We start from the raw sequence: 18,220 nt of genomic DNA, 5'->3' as shown, positions 1-18,220 counted from the left end.
ACTCATCCGTGGAAGAGCGTCGCCATGTGCGAGACCGTGGCGGCGAAGAGATCGAGCGCGGCGCGCGGGGCGACGCCGAGCACGACGATGAGCACCCCGAGCGGCGCGGCGGCGAGGAGCTCCCGCGGCTCGAGGTCCCGGAGGTGTTTCCAGCGGGGATTCAGGGGGCCGAAGAAGAGGCGGCCAATGGCGCGCATCGAATATCCGGCCGTGATGAGGACGCCGACGGTCGCGATTCCAGCAAAATATTCGTACCGCTGGAACGTGCCGACGAGCGTGGACAGCTCGCTGACGAACCCGGCGAGCCCGGGCAAACCCATCGACCCGAGGAGCGCGAGGGACAGCGCCACGAAAAAGCGCGGCGTGACGCTCGCGAGGCCGCCGTACTCGCGCAAATCACGGGTCTTCGTGCGACGCTCGAGCGCGCCGACGAGGAGGAAAAGCGCGGCGCTGCAGACGCCGTGCGTGCACATCTGCATCGTGGCGCCCGTGAGCCCGGCGCCATTGAGCGAGGAGACGCCGATCAAGACGAAGCCCATGTGGCTCATCGAGCCATAGGCCACCATGGTCTTGAGATCGGGCTGGCGGAACGCGAGGAGCGCGCCGTAGACGATATTGACGAGCCCGAGCAGGAAGAGGAGCGGCACGAGGGACTCCGCGCCGGCGGGCAAGAGCGCCGTGAGGCGGAGCAGGCCGTACGCGCCCATCTTCGCGAGCACGGCCGAAAAGACCATGCTGACGGGCGGCTCGGATTCGACGTACGCGAGCGGGAGCCAGCCGTGCAGCGGGAAGACGGGGATCTTCACCGCGAGGCCCGCGAAGAGGCCGAGGAAGAGGAGGACCTGCGTCGCCCGACCGAGCCCGGCGCTCGCGTTTTGCATCTCGACCATCCCGAAGCCGTGCTTCGGCACCGAGAGGTGCAGCGCCAGGATGGCGACGAGCATGAGGACCGAGCCGGCGAGCGTGTACATGAAGAAGCTCATGCTCGCGGCCGACCGGTTTTTCCCGCCCCACACGCTGACCAGGAAAAACAGCGGGACGAGGGTGAGCTCCCAGAAGACGTAGAAGAGCGACCACGAGAGCGAGGTGAAGACGCCGAGGACCGCGAATTCGAGGAGCAAGAACCAGGCGAAATACCCCTTCACCCGGTGCGTGCCGTGAAGCGAGGCGACGAGCGCGACCAGCATCACGAGCGTCGTGAGGAGCACCATCGGAAAGGAGATGCCGTCGACGCCGAGCGCGGCGGAGCCGTCGGCGTCCGGCGACCACGGGAATGGTGCGACGAATTGCAGCGCAGAGGTCGTCCGGTCGAACGAGGGGACGAGGCTCCACGAAGCGATGAATGCGAGCGCCGCGTGGAAGAGCGCGACGCCCTTGATCAACCGGGTATTCCCGGGCGGAAGCAGAATGACGAGGATCGCGCCGAGCAAGGGCGGGAAAATCGTCAGGAGGAGGCTCGGCATATGACAATGCTTATCGCGGGGACATAGCGTCCCTGCGTGTGCTGCTTGCGTCGTGGGACGGGACGAGCACGGAGTTGGTTCCCGGGAACCTCTTGATGACCTCGATCCGTCTTGTGGATCGGATCGCACGACCGACGTCGTGGGGTACGGAATTTCGACGTCCGTGACCGATCCGCAGAGGGTTTTATGGACAAGCCGGACCAGAGCGCCGGTGTGCCCACGGGCGCGCCTTCCATCCGGAACGACCTCGTCGCCGGATTTCTCGTCTTTCTCATCGCCTTACCACTTTGCCTGGGCATCGCCATGGCGAGCGGTTTTCCGCCCGTGGCGGGCATCATCACGGCCGTCATCGGCGGCGTGGTCGCTACATGGATAGGCAGCGCGCCGCTCACGATCAAGGGGCCGGCCGCAGGTCTCATCGTCATCGCGCTCGGCGCCGTGACGGAGCTCGGCAATGGAAACGGGTCAGTCGGTTATCGCCGCGCCCTCGCCACGATCGTGGTCGCCGCCGTGCTCCAGATCGGGTTTGCCCTCGCGCGCGCCGGAGCCCTCGGCGATTTCTTCCCGTCATCCGTGGTGCACGGGATGCTCGCGGCGATCGGCATCATCATCTGCTCGAAGCAGATCCACGTGGCGCTCGGCGTGACGCCCGAGGCCAAGGAGCCGCTCCACCTGCTACTCGAGATCCCGCGGAGCCTCGGCCGCCTGAACCCGGAGATCGCGATCATCGGTGGCGCGAGCCTCGCGATCCTGTTCTTGTTCCCCGTCGTCTCGAAGCGCGTTTCGTTCCTCAAGAAGATCCCCGCCCCGCTCTTCGTCCTCGCCCTCGCGGTTCCGCTCGCGTACGTGTTCGACCTCGAGCACGAGCACACGTACACGTTCTCGATCAACCACCACGACTACAAGATCGGCCCGAACTTCCTGGTGAACCTCCCGGGAAACTTGCTCGCCGCGGTGACGACGCCGGATTTCAGCGCGGTGCTCTCGGGGACGTCGCTCAAGTACATCGTGATGTTCGCGCTCGTCGGCAGCATCGAGAGCTTGCTCAGCGCCAAGGCCGTCGACGCGCTGGATCCGGAAAAACGCCGCTCGAACCTCGACAAGGACCTGCTCGCGACGGGCGTGGGCAACCTCGTGGCGGGCCTCATCGGCGGCCTGCCCATGATCTCGGAGATCGTGCGCAGCTCGGCGAACATCGGCTACGGCGCGCGGTCGAAGCTGTCGAACTTCTTCCACGGGCTGTTCTTGCTGCTCTTCGTGGCGTTCTTGCCCGGCCTCATCCACCGCATCCCGCTCGCGGCCCTCGCGGCGATGCTGATCTACACGGGCACGCGCCTCGCCTCCCCCCACGAGTTCGTCAAGACGTTCCGCATCGGCCCGGAGCAGCTCCTCGTGTTCGTGTCGACGACACTCGTCACCATCGCGACCGACCTGCTCGTCGGCGTGGCGGCTGGCATCGTGATCAAGATGGTCGTGCACGTGGTGAACGGGGCGCCCATGAAGAGCCTGTTCCGGCCCGACATCGAGGAGCGTTCGCTCGGCGAGCGCATCGTGCTCCGGATCCGGCACGCGGCGGTGTTCAGCAACTACCTCACGATCAAGGGGAGGCTCGCGAAGCACGAGGCGAAGCACGTGGTCGTCGACTTCGAGGATGCCCGCCTCGTGGACCACACCGTGATGGAGAAGCTCCACGAGCTTCAGGGCGAGTACGAACGCAGCGGGCGCGTCCTGGAGCTCATCGGCCTCGATCGGCACCGGAGCCTGTCGGAGCACCCGCTCGCGGCGCGCCGGAAGGCCGCGCTGGAGCGCGCCGGCTCGACGCCCTGAGCTCATCCGGAGCTGCGTAAAAGCGAAACGTCCCCCTTCCCGAAGCGCACCGGGGAGGGGGACGTCGTGGTTTCGAAGCGAGGGCCGGGAAGCGCCGGCCCGCTTCGGATCAGCCGCCTGCGGCGCGCATCGGGGGCTTGAGGGGCAGCGGGAGCGGGGCCATGGGGCCCGGCGTCGAGGGCGCGGCCTTCGGCGCGGCTTCGCCGTCGAGCGCGGCGAGGGCCATCATGCAGCGGTCCATGCCGTGGTCGAGGGCGGCCTCGCGCTGGAAGACCTTCGACAGCTTCACGAGCTTCAGCGAGGTCTGCTTGCCGAAGTCGATCTCCCGCTCGAGGAAGGCCTCGAACGAGCCGTAGCCCTTCGCCTGGTAGAGCTGCTGCTCCTGGATCTCGGCGAGGACCAGGCCGATGTCGAAGAACCCTTTCTCCATGCGCTTGCGCAGGGTGCGGATCTTCGTCGTCTGGTTGTGGAGCTCGGCGATCTTCGCCTTGATCGCATCGGCGCCCTCCGGCACGCGGATCGTGGCGCGCGCGCTTCCGGGCGGGGCAGGCTCGGCGGCCCGGGCCCGCGCCTCGGCGGCGTGCTTGGCCGCGTGGCGAGCGGCCCACGGCGCGGCTCCCCGCAGACCGAGCTTGCGCTTCGAGCCCTTGGCGTCGTCGTCCTTCTCCCGGGCCTTCGTCCCGGACTTCGGGGCGTCGCCGCTCGCGCGCGAGCTCGAATGTTTCTTCGCGGAGCGTTTCTCCGAGCTCTTCGTCTTTGTCGATTTCGCCATGTCGCTGCGTCCCGCTTCTGCGATAATCCCCGTCCCACGCGTATCGTCACGCGAACTGGGGCGCGCCGTACGGTTCGAGCCGGACGGCTGTCAAGTGCACGTGAAGGCTATACGCCCGTCGCCTTACCAAAATTTGAGCCAGTCCGTCCAGAAACTTCGGACGTATAGTCACTTTGTGTCCCCGCAGGCGGACGAACGGGGCTAGGCGACGCGCCCCGAGGACCGGGGGGACGGACGGGGAAGAGCCCGTATTCGTGCTAGATCCGCGCCCCATGGCCTCTCGCACCGACGCGCCCCTCCCCCCCGGAACGGACCTCGAGGCCGCCTCGCCGAAGCCGGAAGGGCCGGCCCGGTCCGCCGGTCCGGCGTTGCCCCGCATCGCCGTGGTCGTCAACGGCAACGCCAAGAGTGTCACGTCGGAGGTCATCGAGACGCTCGATCAGATCCTCGACAGCGGCGATCTCTTCGTGTCGCGCAGCGTCGAGGAGAGCGAGGGCATCGCGCGGACCCTCGTCGATCGTGGCTACGGGACGATCCTGACGGGCGGCGGTGACGGGACGTTCACGTCGGTCGTCACGGCCGTCGTGAACGAGGCGAAACGAAGGAACGCGCCGATCCCACGCTTCGGCCTCTTGCGGCTCGGCACGGGCAACTCGCTCGCGTGGGTGCTCGGCGCGAGCGGCGCGGGCGAGAAAGGCTCGGGCGGGTTCCGCGGGCTCGCGGTGGACCTCTCGCGCCTGCGCGCCGACGCGGGGAGCCGGTGGCTTCGGCTCGTGGAGGCCGAAGGCGTGCTCTCGCCGTTCTGCGGTTTCGGCATCGATGCCGAGATGCTCAAGGACTACACGCGGGTGAAGGGTCTGCTCGCGCGCGGGCCTTTGAAGCGCATCGCGCCGGGCATCGTGTCCTACGCGATCGCGGCGACGACGAAGACCTTGCCGAGCTACTTCGTGCGCCGCACGCCGCATTGCCGCGTGATCAACACGGGGAGCGACGCGGTGCGCGTGGGCGAGAAGGGGTCGATCCTCGGCGCGCCGATCCGCAAGGGCGGCGTGATCTACGAGGGACCGGCGAAGCTCGCGTGTGTCGCGACGATCCCGTATTACGGCTTCGGCTTCCGCATGTTCCCGTATGCGGAGGACAGGCCGGACCGCATGCAGCTCCGCGTGACGAACCTCTCGCCTGTGGCCTTCGTGTCGAACTTTCAGACGATCTGGCGCGGCGAGTACGACAACCTCGAGGACACGTTCGACTTCTTCGTCGACGACATCACCATCGAGATGGACCCGCCGACGGCGTTCCAGATCGGCGGCGACGTGCGGGGCGATCGCAAGAGCGTGCGGGTTCGTCTGACCGAACCGATCCGCATCGTCGACTTTTACGCGCCGCCGCGGGGCTAGCGAGCGCGCCCGCGCTTGTTCGTGGCGCCCGGCCGCGTCACGCTCGGCGGATGGACTGGAAGCTCTTCGCCTCGACGTTCGCTGCCATCTTCCTCGCGGAGATGGGCGACAAGACGCAGATCGCGACGCTCACGCTGGCCGGCAGCGGCTCGTCGCGCTGGGTGGTGTTCGCGGCCTCGGCGCTGGCGCTGGTCGCGACGAGCGCGGTCGCGGTGCTCCTCGGGGAGGTCGTGAGCCGCTACGTGCCGGCGATCTGGGTGAAGCGCGCGGCGGGGCTCGTGTTCGTGCTGCTCGGCGTGATCTATCTGGTGGGCGCGAAGGAGGAGCCGGGGGCTCGTTCAGGCGAGCCCCCGACGTCGAGCCATCAGTCGTAGTACTCGTTGCCGAGGTGGGTGATGAGGTCCTCGCCCATCATCCAGCGCATCGTGTTCTTGAGCTTCATCGACTGGATGAAGAGGTCGTGCTCCGGGTAGAGGTTCGGAGCGGTCATGGGGCTCTTGAAGTAGAAGCTCAGCCACTCCTGCGTGCCCGAGAAGCCCGCGCGCGAGGCGAGGTCCATGAGTAGCGCGAGGTCGAGCACGATGGGCGCGGCGAGGATCGAGTCGCGGCAGAGGAAGTTCACCTTGATCTGCATCGGATAACCGAGCCATCCGAAGAGATCGATGTTGTCCCAGCCCTCCTTCGCGTCGCCGCGCGGCGGGTAAAACTCGATGCGGACCTTGTGGTAGAGCTTGCCGTACAGGTCCTTGTACATGTGCGGCTGCAGGATGTACTCGAGGACGCCGAGCTTCGAGACTTCCTTGGACTTGAAACTATCGGGGTCGTCGAGCACCTCGCCGTCGCGGTTGCCGAGGATGTTCGTCGAGAACCAGCCCGAGAGGCCGAGCATGCGCGCCTTCAAGCCGGGCGCGATGATGGTCTTCATGAGCGTCTGGCCGGTCTTGAAGTCCTTGCCGGCGATCGGCACCTCGAGCTTCTTCGCGAGGTCCCACGCGGCGGGGAAGTCGACCGTCAGGTTCGGCGCGCCGTTCGCGTAGGGCACGCGCTCCTTGAGGCAGGCCCACGCGTAGATCTGCGAGTTCGAGATGCCCGGATCGTTTCGCGCGAGGCCGGCCTCGAAGGCGTCGATCGACGCGTGCACGTCGCCCGGCGGGAAGTAGACCTCGGTCGAGCCACACCACACGGCGACGGCGCGCGAGCAGCCCTTGGTCTTGAGGAACGTGCGGATGTCGTCGCGCACCTGCTCGACCATGTCGGCCTTCGTCGCGCCCGTCTTGACGTGCGGGCCGTGCAGGCGCTTCACGTATTCCGGGTAGAAGACCGCCTTCATCGGCGTGACCTGCGAGAGCTCGTCCTTCACCTGATCGAGGTGGCGCTGCTCGAGGACCTCGGCGTGCTTGGCGGACTCGTACGCCGTGTCCGGGAAGAGGTCCCAGCCGCCGAACTCGAGCTGATCGAGCGACGCGAGCGGCAAGAACTCGCGGATGAGCGGCGAGCGATTGTCCGTGCGCTTGCCGAGCCGGATGGTCCCGAGCTGCGTCAGCGATCCGATCGGCAACGCCAGGTTCTTGCGGGCCAGCATCACACCGGCGATCGTCGTCGTCGCCACTGCACCGAGCCCCGGCAGGAGCACGCCGAGCTTGCCCTCTGCCTTCGTGATTTCTTTCGGCTGCTTCACTCCCGCTCCTCCGTATGTCCCGTCGATCGCCCCGGGGGGGCATGTCTAGGCCAACGTCGCACGACACTCAAGCGGTGCCTGCGAATGTCGTGCCCCTCGGAGCATGACGTGCCACGCGGCGTGTGCACGGGGTCTGCGCGATCCCCGCGAGGACACGAACGACCACGGCGCGCGGGGTCTGACCCGAACGGGGTGGATACGGCACGTGTCACGTCGAGGACGCGGCTTCACGCGGCTCGGATCGGCTGGCCGCGCGCCTCACGACGCTCGCTCGCGCGTTGACGCGAACGTTCGCCGCGGGTCTGGCAACGACGTCGCACTGTCGCCCCACGCGCACGCTCGACCTCGCTCGCATGCACACACGTGAACGACGCTCCTGCGAAGTTTCAGCGCGATTTTCCGGCGGCACGCGCGCAAGGTGCGAAGGCGCGGTAGCGGCTCCGCTGGCCTCCGGCTTGCTTTGAATGAAGATGCACCTCGATCGCCTCGCACGCCGATCCCCATCGGATGCGCGTGGTGATGCAGCTCGGCTCCGCATGTCGAAGTCGGGCGGGTGTTGCGCTTTTGCAACACTGTGAGGCGCCGGAACACCGCCGTTGAAAGCGGACCGAAGGGAATTGTTTTGCAGGCAGAAGGCGTGCTACGAGGGGCGTCTTCGGATTGGGCATCGCACCTTCCATGCTTGAAAAACGAACGATGGAGCGGGCAATCGTGCTCGCGGCAGGCACCGGCTCTCGCCTCGTGAGCGGCGAGATCGCACCCAAGCCCCTCAAGCCGGTCGCCGGGGTTCCGCTTCTGGTTCGCATCCTCCGGACGCTACGCGCCGAGGGGATCCGCGAAGTGGTGGTGGTCACGGGGTACAAGGAAGAGCTCATTCGCCGCGCGCTCGCGGAGAGCTCCCTCGGCCTGTCGATCTCGTTCGTGAGCAACACGCAGTACGAGCGCAAGAACGGCGTGTCGCTGCTCGCCGCGCGTGAGCATGTCGTCCCGGGGACGCTGCTCACGATGGCCGATCACCTGTACGCGCCGGCGATCGTGCGTCGGCTCGCCGCGCTCGACCTGCCGAGCCGCGCGGCCGCGCTCGCCGTCGATTACGACATCCCGCGCTGCTTCGATCTCGACGACGCCACGAAGGTGCGCGTCGAGCGCGGGCGCATCGTGGACATCGGCAAGGAGATCCCGGCGTACGACGCGCTCGACACGGGCGTGTTCCGCATCGGCCCCTCGCTCGTGGAGGCGCTCGATCGCGTGTACGCGGCGAAGGGCGATTGCTCGCTGTCGGAGGGCGTGCGCGCGCTCGCCGACGAGGGGATGTTCTTCGCGTGCGACGCGGGCGACGCGCGATGGATCGACGTCGACACGCCGGCCGCGCTGGAGCAGGCCGAGCTGCTTCTGCGCATGTTCGGCGACGGCCTCGATCGCGACACGTATCCGCGCCCCTCCGAGCGCGTGGCGCCGGTGAGCCGCTCGTGGGCCGCCGGGTATCAGCCCGCCGCGGACGCCGAGTAAAACCCGCCGCTCAGCGGTTCACGGGCCGAATGCCCGCGCGCGAAAGGAACGCGGTGCATCCGGGCGCGGACATGCCGGGGCCTCCCGTTCCGCTCGCGAGATCGCGGGCGAGACGATCGAGATCCGCGGGCGTGTCGATCTCGTAGGTCGGCTTGAGGAGCTGCGTCTCGAGGCCGAGCTCCGCGGCGCGTTTCGTCGCGCGTTCGAGCACGCCGGGCGAGGTCCAGTCCATTCCCTCGAAGAGCGCAGGCTCGGGGGTCGTCGTGCCGATGAGGTAAAGCCCCCCCGGCCCCGTCGGTCCGAGCAGCAGGCGCCTTCGCTTGGCGGCGAGCCAGAGCAGGCCCTCGAACACCTCGTCGAGCGGCATGAACGGCGCGTCGCTCGTGACGAGCGCCGCGGCCTCGGCGCCCGTCGTGAAGAGGTGCTCGAGCCCGTGGACGAGCCGCTTCTCGAGGTGCGTCGTGCCAGCCGAGACGACGTGTTGCCATCGCCCTGGCACGAGCTTCTGCAGCAACGCGCTCTCCTCGTCGGACACGCTGAGCACCGCGCGATACGCCATCGGCAGGATGGCGAGCATGTTCAGCGCGTCGCCGAGGAGCGCCGACGAGAGCTCCGCGGCGGCCTCGGGCGAGAGCGGTGGAGAGAGGTGAGGCTTCGCCGTTCCCGCGATCGGAGCGCGAGCGAGGACGCCGAGCGCGAGCCTCTGGGGGCGGACGGTGGGGCGGGCGCGATGGTCGGCCACGCCTCGTCGTACCACGAGTTTCGTGTCCTTGGCCAAGCGAGAGGCGGTCGATTCGAAGGCAGCCTCTCAGGCCGGCCTTTCTTTGTCCGGCCTCGATTGCGTGAGGGGGGATCCTCTGGGACCATGAGCGTGTCGGCTCGGCGCTCGAGGCACGTGTGGGGGAAGGGCGCCGGGAGGCCCGGCAGGGCGTCCCGCCGGCGAGGAGGTAGCCGTGTCCATATCGACCATCCTCGACGTCGCGATCGGGATCTCCTTCGTCTTCATGCTGCTCAGCGTGATCGCCTCGGCCATCACCGAGGCGATCTCCGGCATCTTGTCGCTGCGCTCCGTCACGCTGCGGCAGGGCATCGAGCGGCTCCTCAAGGACCGCACGCTGACGGACAAGGTCTACGCGCACCCGCTGATCGACGGTTTGACGAAGGACGACGACAGCGACCCCTCGTACATCCCGTCGGACCTTTTTGCGCGCGCGCTCGTCGACGCGGTCGCGGGCTGGAAGGACGGCACGGATCGATCGCGGAGGCCGGAGCGGATGGGGCTCGTGCGCGGCATCCTGTCGATCCCGCTCCGCGCGCTCAAAGGCTTCTTCAGCAGGCTCTGGCCGAAGACCGACGGCGGAGGCGAGGGCGCGACGAAGAAGGTCGCGGCGAGCCTCGACGACTTCAAGAAGCGCCTCGCCGAGGCCAAGGACTTCGAAGAGGACACGCGCATCGCGCTCACGGCGCTCGTCTCGGACGCGAGCGTCAAGACGCTCGAGGACGCGACGCAGCAGATCGCCGCGTGGTTCGATCGCGCGATGGACAGCGTCTCCGGCTGGTACAAGCGGACGGCGCACATCCTGATCTCCATCGTGGGGCTCTTCTCGGCCGTCGTGCTGAACGTGGACACGTTCCTCGTGCTCGACAGCCTCAACCGTGACGCCGTGCTGCGCGAGTCCGTGGCGTCGGCGGTGGCCGAGAGCGTGAAATCCGAATCGGCCATGGTGAAGACGGCCGCGGAGGTCGTGGCGGAGCAGAAGGCGAATGCGAATGCGAAGCCGTCCGAAGTCTTCGTCGACGAGAAGAAGACCGAGGAGCTCGTGCGCAAGCGCGTCGTCGCGGTCAAGCGTGGCCTCGACGAGCTCACGTTGCCGATGGGCTGGCCCGAGGGGCGCGGATTCCTTTGCACTCCGACGGCCGAGGTCACGTGTGATCGTCGCGCGATACCTGCGACGCTCGGCGGGTTCGGGCGTCGCTTCGGCGGGTGGCTCTTCACGGCGATCGCGATCGCGCTCGGCGCGCCGTTCTGGTTCGATCTCCTGAACAAGCTCATCAACCTGCGCGCGGCCGCGCCGCCGCCCGAAAAAGTCCGTCCCAAGGAGCGCACGACGGCCGCCGAGCCGCAGCTCTCGGTCAGCTCGGCCGGCTCGAGCGCGAGTACGCCCGTACGTGAAGAGAGCGTGCGTCCCATCGCCTCGCGTAGCAGTGCTCCGCCTCCTCCGCTTTCCTGAGCCTCGCGCTTCGCGACGAGCCGGCTCGACCCGCAAAACATGGTACGGTGCGCGTCGCGCGTTCGGTCACGCGCTCGATCCGCATGCGTAGCCTCGTCCGAGCCGGCCTCCTCTCGCTCTCCGTCTCGCTCTCGCTTTTTTCGGGCGGAGCGGCCGATGCGTTCGTCTGGCCCAACGTGCCCGAGCGCATCGCTCGCTCGCTCGCCTCGCCCGACGTCTCCGAGCGGCGCGCCGCGGCTCCGCGGATCGGCGAGCTCCCTTCGGAGCTCGGTATCCCGCTCGCGCAGCGCGCGCTCGGCGATCCCGACGTCGAGGTGCGGCTCTCGGCAGCCGAGGCGGCCATCGCGCTGCGATTGCCCCGCGCCGGGGACCTCGTCATCGGCTGGCTCGGCGAGGGCGACGCGAGGCTAAGGCTCGCGGCTTGTGACGTCATCCGCTCCTCGCCCACGGATCGCAGCGTCGTGGCGCTCGGCCGCGTGCTCGGTGATCCGGATTCGAAGGTCCGCGTCGCGGCGGCGTCGGCCATGGGCAGCTCGGGTTTGCCCGACGCGGTCTCGCCGCTCCTCGGACACCTCGACGACAGCGCGCTCGAGGTGCGCGTCGAGGTCGCGCGCGCGCTCGGCAGGCTCGCCGATCCACGCGCGGTCGTTCCGCTCATCGGCAAGGTGCAGGACGCGGTGCCGGAGGTGCGTCGCGCCGTGGCGCGCTCTCTCGGCGAGCTCGGGGATGCGCGGGCCACGAGCGCGCTCATGATCGCGCTGCAGGATGGTTCGCAGGACGTGCGCGTCGAGGCCGTCACCGCGCTCGGCAAGCTGCGCTCGGACGAGGCCACGGCGGCGATCGCGCCGCTCCTCGAAGCGGGATCGGGGAGCGACGCCGTCCTCGCGCCCAGCATGCCCGGCGTGCGCCCGGGGCAGGGGAGCGCGGGGGCGGGCGAGGTGCGCGCGGCGGCGCTGCGGGCGCTCGGCCGCATCGGCTCGGAGAGCGCGGTGCGCGCGCTCATCGGCGCGCTCGCGAAGGACGATCCCTCGGCGCCACGTTCGCCCGTGCGCGAGGCGCTCGTCATGGCGGGCAAGAGCGCGGCGCCGCAGCTCGTCACGGTGCTGTCGGGCTCGCCCTCGCCTTCCACGGCGGCGGGCGCGGCGCTCGTGCTCGGCGCGCTCGGCGCGAAGGAAGGGCTCGATCCGACCGTGCGCGCGATGCAGCGCGGCGTCCTTCCCCTCAAGCATGGCCTCCGCGCGCTCGCGCTCCTCGGTTCGTCCGAGGCTCTCCCCGCGGTGCTCGAGCTCCTCTCCGACGCCGATCCCACCGTGCGACGTGAAGCCATCCGCGCGGCCTCGGAGCTGCTCGATCCGGCGCGGCCCGACGGACGCGCGGTCGATCCGGCGCGCGCGATGCTGCTCGACGCGGCGACTCCGCCCGACGAGAAGATCGAGCTCGTGCGCCTCCTCGGTCGCACGGGCTCGCCGCGCGCGCATGACGTGCTCTTGCCGCTCGCGACCACGAAGTCGCGCTCGTTCCGGCTCGCGGTGCTCGAAGCGCTCGGCGCGTACGCGCCCGCGCCGCCGAAGGTCGAGGCCGTGCTGCTCGATGCGATCGCCGACGACGCGGCGGACGTGCGGCTCGCGGCGGCAGCGTCGATCGCGCGTGCGGGTGGCCCTTCGGCCGCGGTGAAGCTCCTCGAACGGCTCCAGGTCGCGGCTGAGCAAGATCGCGGAGCGATTGGCCTCGCGCTCGCGGGGGCGCTGTCGCGCGCCACCGATCCTGCGCTCGCCGAGCGTGTCGGCGCGGCCCTCCCGTCGTCGCCCGACGTCGCGCGTGATGCTTTGCTCGAAGGCCTCGGCCGCATGCGTGGCGAGGCGAGCGGCAAGGTCCTGCGCAAGTTCGTCGCGTCCGGCATCGACGATCGGCGCAAGGTCGCCGAGGCGCTCGCGGGCCATCCGGAGGCCGCGTCCGTGCTCGTCCCGCTGCTCGGCGACGCCGATCCCGGCGTGCGCGCGAACGCGGCCTGGTCGCTCGGCGCCGTCGGCAAAAAGGACACCGTCTCCGCGCTCACGCGGGCTGTCACGGATCCCGACGTCGCCGTCGCGGGCAATGCGGCGGGCGCGCTCGGCCGCATTGCGGCGCGCGAGGGCGCTGCGTCCGACGTGCAGGCCTCGCTCTGCCGCGCGGCCACCGATCCGCGACCTTACGTGCGGGCCAACGCCGTCGTCGCGGTCGGGCTTGCGGGCGCTTCGTGCGAGCCGGGGCTCGTCATGAGCCTCCTGCAACGTGATCGCTCCGAGGCCGTCCGCCTCGCGGCTGCCGAAGCGCTCTGGCGTGACGTCTCTCGCGCGCAGACGGGCAAGGACCTCGAGCGTCGCGCGCTCGCGCGATGTACCGGCGAGGATCGCAACGCCGCCGTGGCGAACCGCTGCGCGCGTCTTCCCGTGCGTACGCCGGGCACCGACGACGTCCTCGTCTTCGTCGCGCCCGACGGCAAGGACGAGCCGCTCTCGCGCGCGCCTTACGCGCTCGTGCGGGAGGACGGGCTCCTCCGCATGGGCATCGCGGATCGGCGCGGCGCCTTCTTCGAGTTCGCGGTCCCGAAGGGCACGATCCGCCTCGCGGTCCCGGCGCAGCTCGCGCGGTAGGCGAGCATCCCCCCCGAAAACCGGTTTACAGGACGAACCATTCCGTCCTCACCGGCGCCCGCGCATCCGCAAAGGTTATCGCGGCCGGCAGGGGCTTGGCCTCGCGCGTTGGCCTGTCTTTTTTCTCGCGATCTGTGTCATCTTGGGCCGGGGCGCGGCTCGTTTTTGGGGGCCTCGCGGCAGAGATGCCGAGGTGCGGGAGGGCACGGACCTTGCCACGCTTCCCTTCGCCTGGAGGTCTTGCATGAAGCGATCGTCTTCTCTTCCCTTCGTCTTCTCCGCGCTCTGCGCCTGGAGCTGCGGCCTTGGCCTTGGGCTCGCCGCGTGCGCGGCCGATTCGGCGCCGGTCGAACCGACCGCCGGCAATGGGGGCAGCGGCGGGCAGCCGGGCAGCGGTGCCAGCGATTCGGGCGGCAACACGAACTCCGCGGGCGCTGGCCCCGACGAGCCGCCTACGCCGCCTCCGCCCCCTCCGCCCCACCCGGACGACACCCTCGTCCTGAGCGTCGACTCCACCTTTGGCTGCGTGGGCCTCGATCAGTCCAAGCCGGCCACCTTCTTCGTCTCGGCCGACGACTCGAACTCCATGGCGTCGCCGGTCCACGCCCGCGACCTGCTCCGGCTCGGGATGGAGCCATTCCCGAGCGAAATCCGCACCCACGAATTCTTGAATTACTACCAGATCCTGTATCCCGCGGCCCCGCCTGGCCAGCTCACCCTCTTCCCCGAGCTCGAGGCCGACAAGGAGGCTCCGGAGCAGCTCTATTTCCAGGTCGCCTTGCGCTCCTTCAACGCGATCCAGCCGCGAAAGCCGATGAACATCACGTTCCTCGTCGACACCTCGGGCTCCATGCAGGGCCCGGGCCTCACGCGGGCGAAGGCCGCCGTCTCCGCGATTGCGTCGCAGCTCGCGGCGGGCGACCTCGTCGGAATCGTCACGTGGGGCTCGGCGAACAACGTCCTGCTCGCCGATCACGTGGCCACCGGACCGAACGATCCCGCGATCCTCGCGGTCGTCGACGCCCTCACGGCGAGCGGCGGGACGGATCTCGCGAGTGGCCTCCACGCGGGCTACGACCTCGCCCAGAAGCATTATGCGCCGGGGCGCTTGAACCGCGTGGTCCTCATCAGCGACGGCGGCGCGACCGTCGGCGTCACGGATGCCGACCGCATCGCCATGGCGGCCGAGGACGCCGACAAGGAGGGCATCTATCTCCTCGGCGTCGCGACGGGCCCGGCGCTCACGCACAACGACACGATCATGGATACGCTGACGGACAAGGGCCGGGGCGCGTACGTGTATCTCGATTCCGTCGAGGAGGCCACGAACATGCTCGCCAATCGATTCGACGAGACCATGGATGTCGCGGCCCGCAGCGTCAGCGTCGAGTTCACGCTCCCCTGGTACTTCGACATCCACAAGTTCTACGGCGAGCAATACGCGACGGACAAGACGGACGTGGAGCCGCAGCACCTCGCGCCGAACGACGCGATGATCTTCAGCCAGGTCCTGAAGGCCTGCGATCCGGCCGTCATCAATCCGATGGATCCGGTCACGATTCGCGCCGTCTGGACCACGCCCATCACCTACGCAAAGCAGACGACGGAGGTCACGACGACGATCGGCGAGCTCCTCGACGCGCAAAAGAAGGGGCTGCCGAAGGGCAAGGTGATCGTCATGTATGCCGAGGCGTTGAAACGCCCGAGCAAGAAGAGCCTCACCGAGGCGCACGACGCGGCCCTCGCGTATGACCCCGAGCTTGCCGATCCGGTGATCGCCGAGATCGCCTCGCTCATCGAAAAGCACCCGCAGTTCCCGGCGCCCTGAGCGCTGCGGGAGTCAGCCTCGCATCACCGACGCCTCGAGCCCTCGTCCGCTCCGGAACACCATTCCCACGAACACCACAGCGAGCGCGGCCAGCGCGGCGGCCAGCGTGAAATGCCCAGCGTATCCCAGCGCCTTCGCGGAAAACCCGCTCGCCGCCGCCGCCGCGCCGCTCGCCGCCACCACCACCGAGGCTTGCACCGTGTAATCGGCGGCCGCGTGCTCCGGACGGCATGAATCCATCATGGCCGTGAACAGCGCGACCGTGGCCATTCCGCTCGCGAGGTGCTCGACGGCGCACGCGACGCCGAGCATCGACATCGTCGCTTGCTGCCGCGCGACGAGCGCATACAAAAGCACTCCGGCGGTCTGCAAAACCCCGAACCCGATCAGTGCGCGTCGGTATCCGAGCCTCCGCACGAGCGCGCCTCCGAGCGCTGCGCCGGCGAGCCCCGCGGTGAAACCCACGCCCGCGACGAGCCATCCGACCTCTTCGAGCCCGAGCCCCGCACCTCGCTCGTCCGCGAAATAGTTCTTCAGCATCCCCGTGGCGAAGTTCTCGCCGGCCTTGTAGACGAAGAGCAGCCCGAGCCACGAAAAGGCCCCCGGGCGCTTTATCCAGTAGGACAAACTCGGGCTTTCGCGGGCCGGGCGCGGCGTGCTCGGCGGCTCCTGGAAGAACACGATCGGCAGCGTCGCGACGAGGAGCATCACGCCGAGGCTCACGAGGGTCATCCGGAAGCCCACCGCGGCGAAGACGTGGACGAGCGGAGCCCCGCCGATGACCATTCCAACGCGATACGCCGCCACCTGCACGCCATTGCCCCAGCCGAGCTCTCGGCCCGACAGGATGTCCACCGCGAGGCCGTCGGTCGCCACGTCCTGCGTCGCCGCGAGCAGGTTGACGCAAAAGACGGCCGCGAGGAGCCAGGCGACCGTCGGCGCGCCCTTCGAGGTGAATGCGAGGCCCAAAAGGAGCAGCGCCGAGAGAACCTGGATCGGCAGGATCACGCCGCGCCGCCGCCCGAGCCGGCCCGCGTCGCGCCGGTCGATGTACGGCGACCACAGGAACTTCAGCGCCCACGGGAGCGCGAGAAGCTGGCTCAGGCCAATGGCCGGCAAGGACAAACCCATCTTCTGGAGCAGGATGGGCAAGGCCACCGTGAAGAAGCCAAAAGGCAAACCCTGCGAGAAATAGAGGCTCGAAAGCAATCCGAGCTTCGTCAGCGTGCTCCGCTGGATCGTCACACGGCCTCCTTCGTGTCTTCGGCTGCCTCGTCGAGCAGGCCCTTCGCCATGCGTTTCGCGGTCGCCGCCGCCGAGCCCTTGGGCGTGAGGCCCGGCGCCGCCGCGGCCAGCACGAAATACCCCTGAATGGCTGCAAAGAGCCCCGCCGCCACGCCGCGCGCCCGCCGCGCGCCGATCACCTCGGCGCAGAGCCCTTCCAGCCGTTCGAGATCCTCCCGCGCCACCTTCTCGTACGCCGCGCGCACCTCCGGCTGCTTCACGGCCTCGGCCGAGATCGTCACCCACGCGGCCACCGCGGCCGGATCCGCGTCCTTGCCCGTCGCGAGATACGCATCGAGGAACGCGTCGACCTTCCCCCGCGCGCTGTTTGCCCGCGCGACCCGCGCATCCACCCGCGCCCGCGCCCGCGCCGCGAGCTCGTTCACGCCTACGAGCAGGATCTCCTGTTTGTCGCGGAAATGGTAGTGCACGAGCCCGGGCGAGAGCCCTGCCGCGCGCGCGACCTCCTGGATCGTGGCCCGCTCGTAGCCGCGCTCCGCCATCACGGCGAGCAGCCCCTCCACGATCTGCCTCCGGCGCTCCTCGGTGTTCGACGGTCGGGCCACCCTTCGCTCCGTTGTTTGGTTGACCAACCTATAAATGAGGCGACGACCGAGGTCAAGGGCGCCCGCGCCCTCGCCTCGTCGATCAGAGCAAATTCAGGTGGAAATGCGGCTCCGGCCCGTCCCGCTCGTCCATGAGCGTCACGCCCGGCTCCTGCTTCACGGCCTCGCGCAGCGCCTTCTCCAGCGCGCCGTCCATGCTCCACGACCGCACGTCGACCGCGCCCGACTTCAGGTGCTTCGACACGTACGTCCCGCGCCCGATCTGCGCCTCGATCACCTCGCGCATCGCGCGGATCGCGCCTTTTCGTTTCTCCCCGCGGGCGGCGGCCTCGCGATAGGCATTCCGCACCTCGGTCGCAGCGGCCTTGTTCTCGTAGAGCGCCACCACGTCGTCGCCGCGCTTCAGCTTGTCGTACATGAGCTGCGCTTGCCTTTGCGGCGTGCGTGTCCCGCCCGTCACCACGAGCCGCTTCTTCGTCGCCTTGTGATACCGGGCCGCGATGCGCTCGAGCCGCTTCGCGTTCGTGTCCGTGAGGCGCAGATCGCGGGCCAGCACCTCCATGTGGTTCGTGCCCGCCACCTTCTGCAGCGCCTCGGGCGTGGCGTCCTTGCCCTCGCCGGCGCCTTCCTGCGTCGTCACGCGGAAGCTCTTCACGTCGTCGTGGCTGCGGCACGCCTTGCACGCCCCGGCCGCGTTCTCGCCGTTCTTGAGCTTCACGTCGAGCTGCTCGACCGTGCCGCCCTTGGTCACGAGCTCGACGCGGACCTTGAGCGCGTCCTCGTAGCCGCTCTTGATCTCCACGGTGGTCGCCGCGTCCTCGTCGTCGCCCTCGGCTTCGCTGTCGTCGCCCTCGGGCTGCGCGCACGTCCGGAGCTCGAGCTTCTCGTAGCCCTTGCCGGCCGCGCGCCACGCCGAGCAGCGCGGCGCGTCCCCGGCCCGCGCCTCGCCCGGCGACACGACCATGAAGGCGACGAGCGCCGCGGACATGCCCCACGCACGCAACCACGTTTCCCGGAGACCGAGCACGACGA

At 69.1% G+C, this 18,220-nt stretch carries 14 protein-coding genes; 7 read left to right on the top strand and 7 right to left on the bottom strand.

The window, feature by feature from the left end:
- Window positions 1-2: 2 nt before the first annotated feature.
- Window positions 3-1,463, bottom strand: a complete 1,461-nt coding sequence (locus tag QHF84_RS14460; RefSeq protein WP_281313864.1) for an NADH-quinone oxidoreductase subunit M — start codon at window positions 1,461-1,463, stop codon at window positions 3-5.
- A 186-nt stretch (window positions 1,464-1,649) separates the two neighbouring features.
- Between QHF84_RS14460 and QHF84_RS14455 the strand changes: the two genes are divergently transcribed.
- Window positions 1,650-3,290, top strand: coding sequence for a SulP family inorganic anion transporter (locus tag QHF84_RS14455; protein WP_281313863.1), 1,641 nt, complete (start codon window positions 1,650-1,652; stop codon window positions 3,288-3,290).
- Between the two features lie 109 nt (window positions 3,291-3,399).
- On the opposite strand, the gene QHF84_RS14450 is transcribed toward QHF84_RS14455, so the two are convergent.
- The gene (locus QHF84_RS14450; protein WP_281313862.1) at window positions 3,400-4,062 is read right to left on the bottom strand and encodes a hypothetical protein; all 663 of its coding nucleotides are present in this window, start codon (window positions 4,060-4,062) and stop codon (window positions 3,400-3,402) included.
- Between the two features lie 272 nt (window positions 4,063-4,334).
- Here QHF84_RS14450 and QHF84_RS14445 point away from each other — a divergent pair, with 272 nt between their 5' ends.
- The gene (locus QHF84_RS14445) at window positions 4,335-5,459 is read left to right on the top strand and encodes a diacylglycerol kinase family protein (protein WP_281313861.1); all 1,125 of its coding nucleotides are present in this window, start codon (window positions 4,335-4,337) and stop codon (window positions 5,457-5,459) included.
- A 50-nt stretch (window positions 5,460-5,509) separates the two neighbouring features.
- Window positions 5,510-5,833, top strand: coding sequence for a TMEM165/GDT1 family protein (locus tag QHF84_RS14440; protein ID WP_281313860.1), 324 nt, complete (start codon window positions 5,510-5,512; stop codon window positions 5,831-5,833).
- On the opposite strand, the gene QHF84_RS14435 is transcribed toward QHF84_RS14440, so the two are convergent.
- A complete protein-coding gene (locus QHF84_RS14435; protein WP_281313859.1) occupies window positions 5,824-7,137 on the bottom strand; it encodes an inositol-3-phosphate synthase in 1,314 nt (437 codons plus the stop codon). The genes QHF84_RS14440 and QHF84_RS14435 overlap by 10 nt on opposite strands.
- 678 nt (window positions 7,138-7,815) lie before the next feature.
- Here QHF84_RS14435 and QHF84_RS14430 point away from each other — a divergent pair.
- Window positions 7,816-8,646, top strand: coding sequence for an NTP transferase domain-containing protein (locus tag QHF84_RS14430; RefSeq protein ID WP_281313858.1), 831 nt, complete (start codon window positions 7,816-7,818; stop codon window positions 8,644-8,646).
- A 10-nt stretch (window positions 8,647-8,656) separates the two neighbouring features.
- On the opposite strand, the gene QHF84_RS14425 is transcribed toward QHF84_RS14430, so the two are convergent.
- Complete coding sequence (locus tag QHF84_RS14425) at window positions 8,657-9,388, bottom strand: DUF2064 domain-containing protein (protein ID WP_281313857.1); 732 nt, start codon at window positions 9,386-9,388, stop codon at window positions 8,657-8,659.
- A gap of 211 nt (window positions 9,389-9,599) precedes the next feature.
- Between QHF84_RS14425 and QHF84_RS14420 the strand changes: the two genes are divergently transcribed.
- The 3 genes from QHF84_RS14420 (at window position 9,600) to QHF84_RS14410 (ending at window position 15,338) form a co-directional block, all read left to right on the top strand.
- On the top strand, window positions 9,600-10,877 hold the full coding sequence (locus tag QHF84_RS14420) for a hypothetical protein (protein WP_281313856.1): 1,278 nt from the start codon (window positions 9,600-9,602) through the stop codon (window positions 10,875-10,877).
- A gap of 83 nt (window positions 10,878-10,960) precedes the next feature.
- On the top strand, window positions 10,961-13,510 hold the full coding sequence (locus QHF84_RS14415; protein ID WP_281313855.1) for a HEAT repeat domain-containing protein: 2,550 nt from the start codon (window positions 10,961-10,963) through the stop codon (window positions 13,508-13,510).
- Window positions 13,511-13,754: 244 nt separating this feature from the next.
- Window positions 13,755-15,338 (top strand): VWA domain-containing protein, encoded by a 1,584-nt coding sequence (locus QHF84_RS14410; RefSeq protein ID WP_281313854.1) that lies wholly within the window; start codon window positions 13,755-13,757, stop codon window positions 15,336-15,338.
- Between the two features lie 12 nt (window positions 15,339-15,350).
- Here the strand turns inward: QHF84_RS14410 and QHF84_RS14405 are convergent, their stop codons facing one another.
- The 3 genes from QHF84_RS14405 to QHF84_RS14395 form a co-directional block, all read right to left on the bottom strand.
- Window positions 15,351-16,583: an MFS transporter gene (locus QHF84_RS14405; protein WP_281313853.1), complete on the bottom strand. Its 1,233-nt coding sequence runs from the start codon at window positions 16,581-16,583 to the stop codon at window positions 15,351-15,353.
- On the bottom strand, window positions 16,580-17,188 hold the full coding sequence (locus QHF84_RS14400) for a TetR family transcriptional regulator (RefSeq protein WP_281313852.1): 609 nt from the start codon (window positions 17,186-17,188) through the stop codon (window positions 16,580-16,582). The genes QHF84_RS14405 and QHF84_RS14400 overlap by 4 nt, the downstream gene beginning before the upstream one ends.
- Before the next feature lie 82 nt (window positions 17,189-17,270).
- Window positions 17,271-18,215 carry a hypothetical protein gene (locus QHF84_RS14395; RefSeq protein ID WP_281313851.1) on the bottom strand — a complete coding sequence of 315 codons (945 nt, stop codon included), beginning with the start codon at window positions 18,213-18,215 and terminating at the stop codon, window positions 17,271-17,273.
- Window positions 18,216-18,220 lie beyond the last annotated feature (5 nt).

It is taken from the genome of Polyangium sp. y55x31 (assembly GCF_029946505.1).
GTDB lineage: Bacteria > Myxococcota_A > Polyangia > Polyangiales > Polyangiaceae > Polyangium.
The sequence above is the reverse complement of the archived record's forward strand: the minus strand, read 5'-3'. Positions and strand labels throughout refer to the sequence as shown.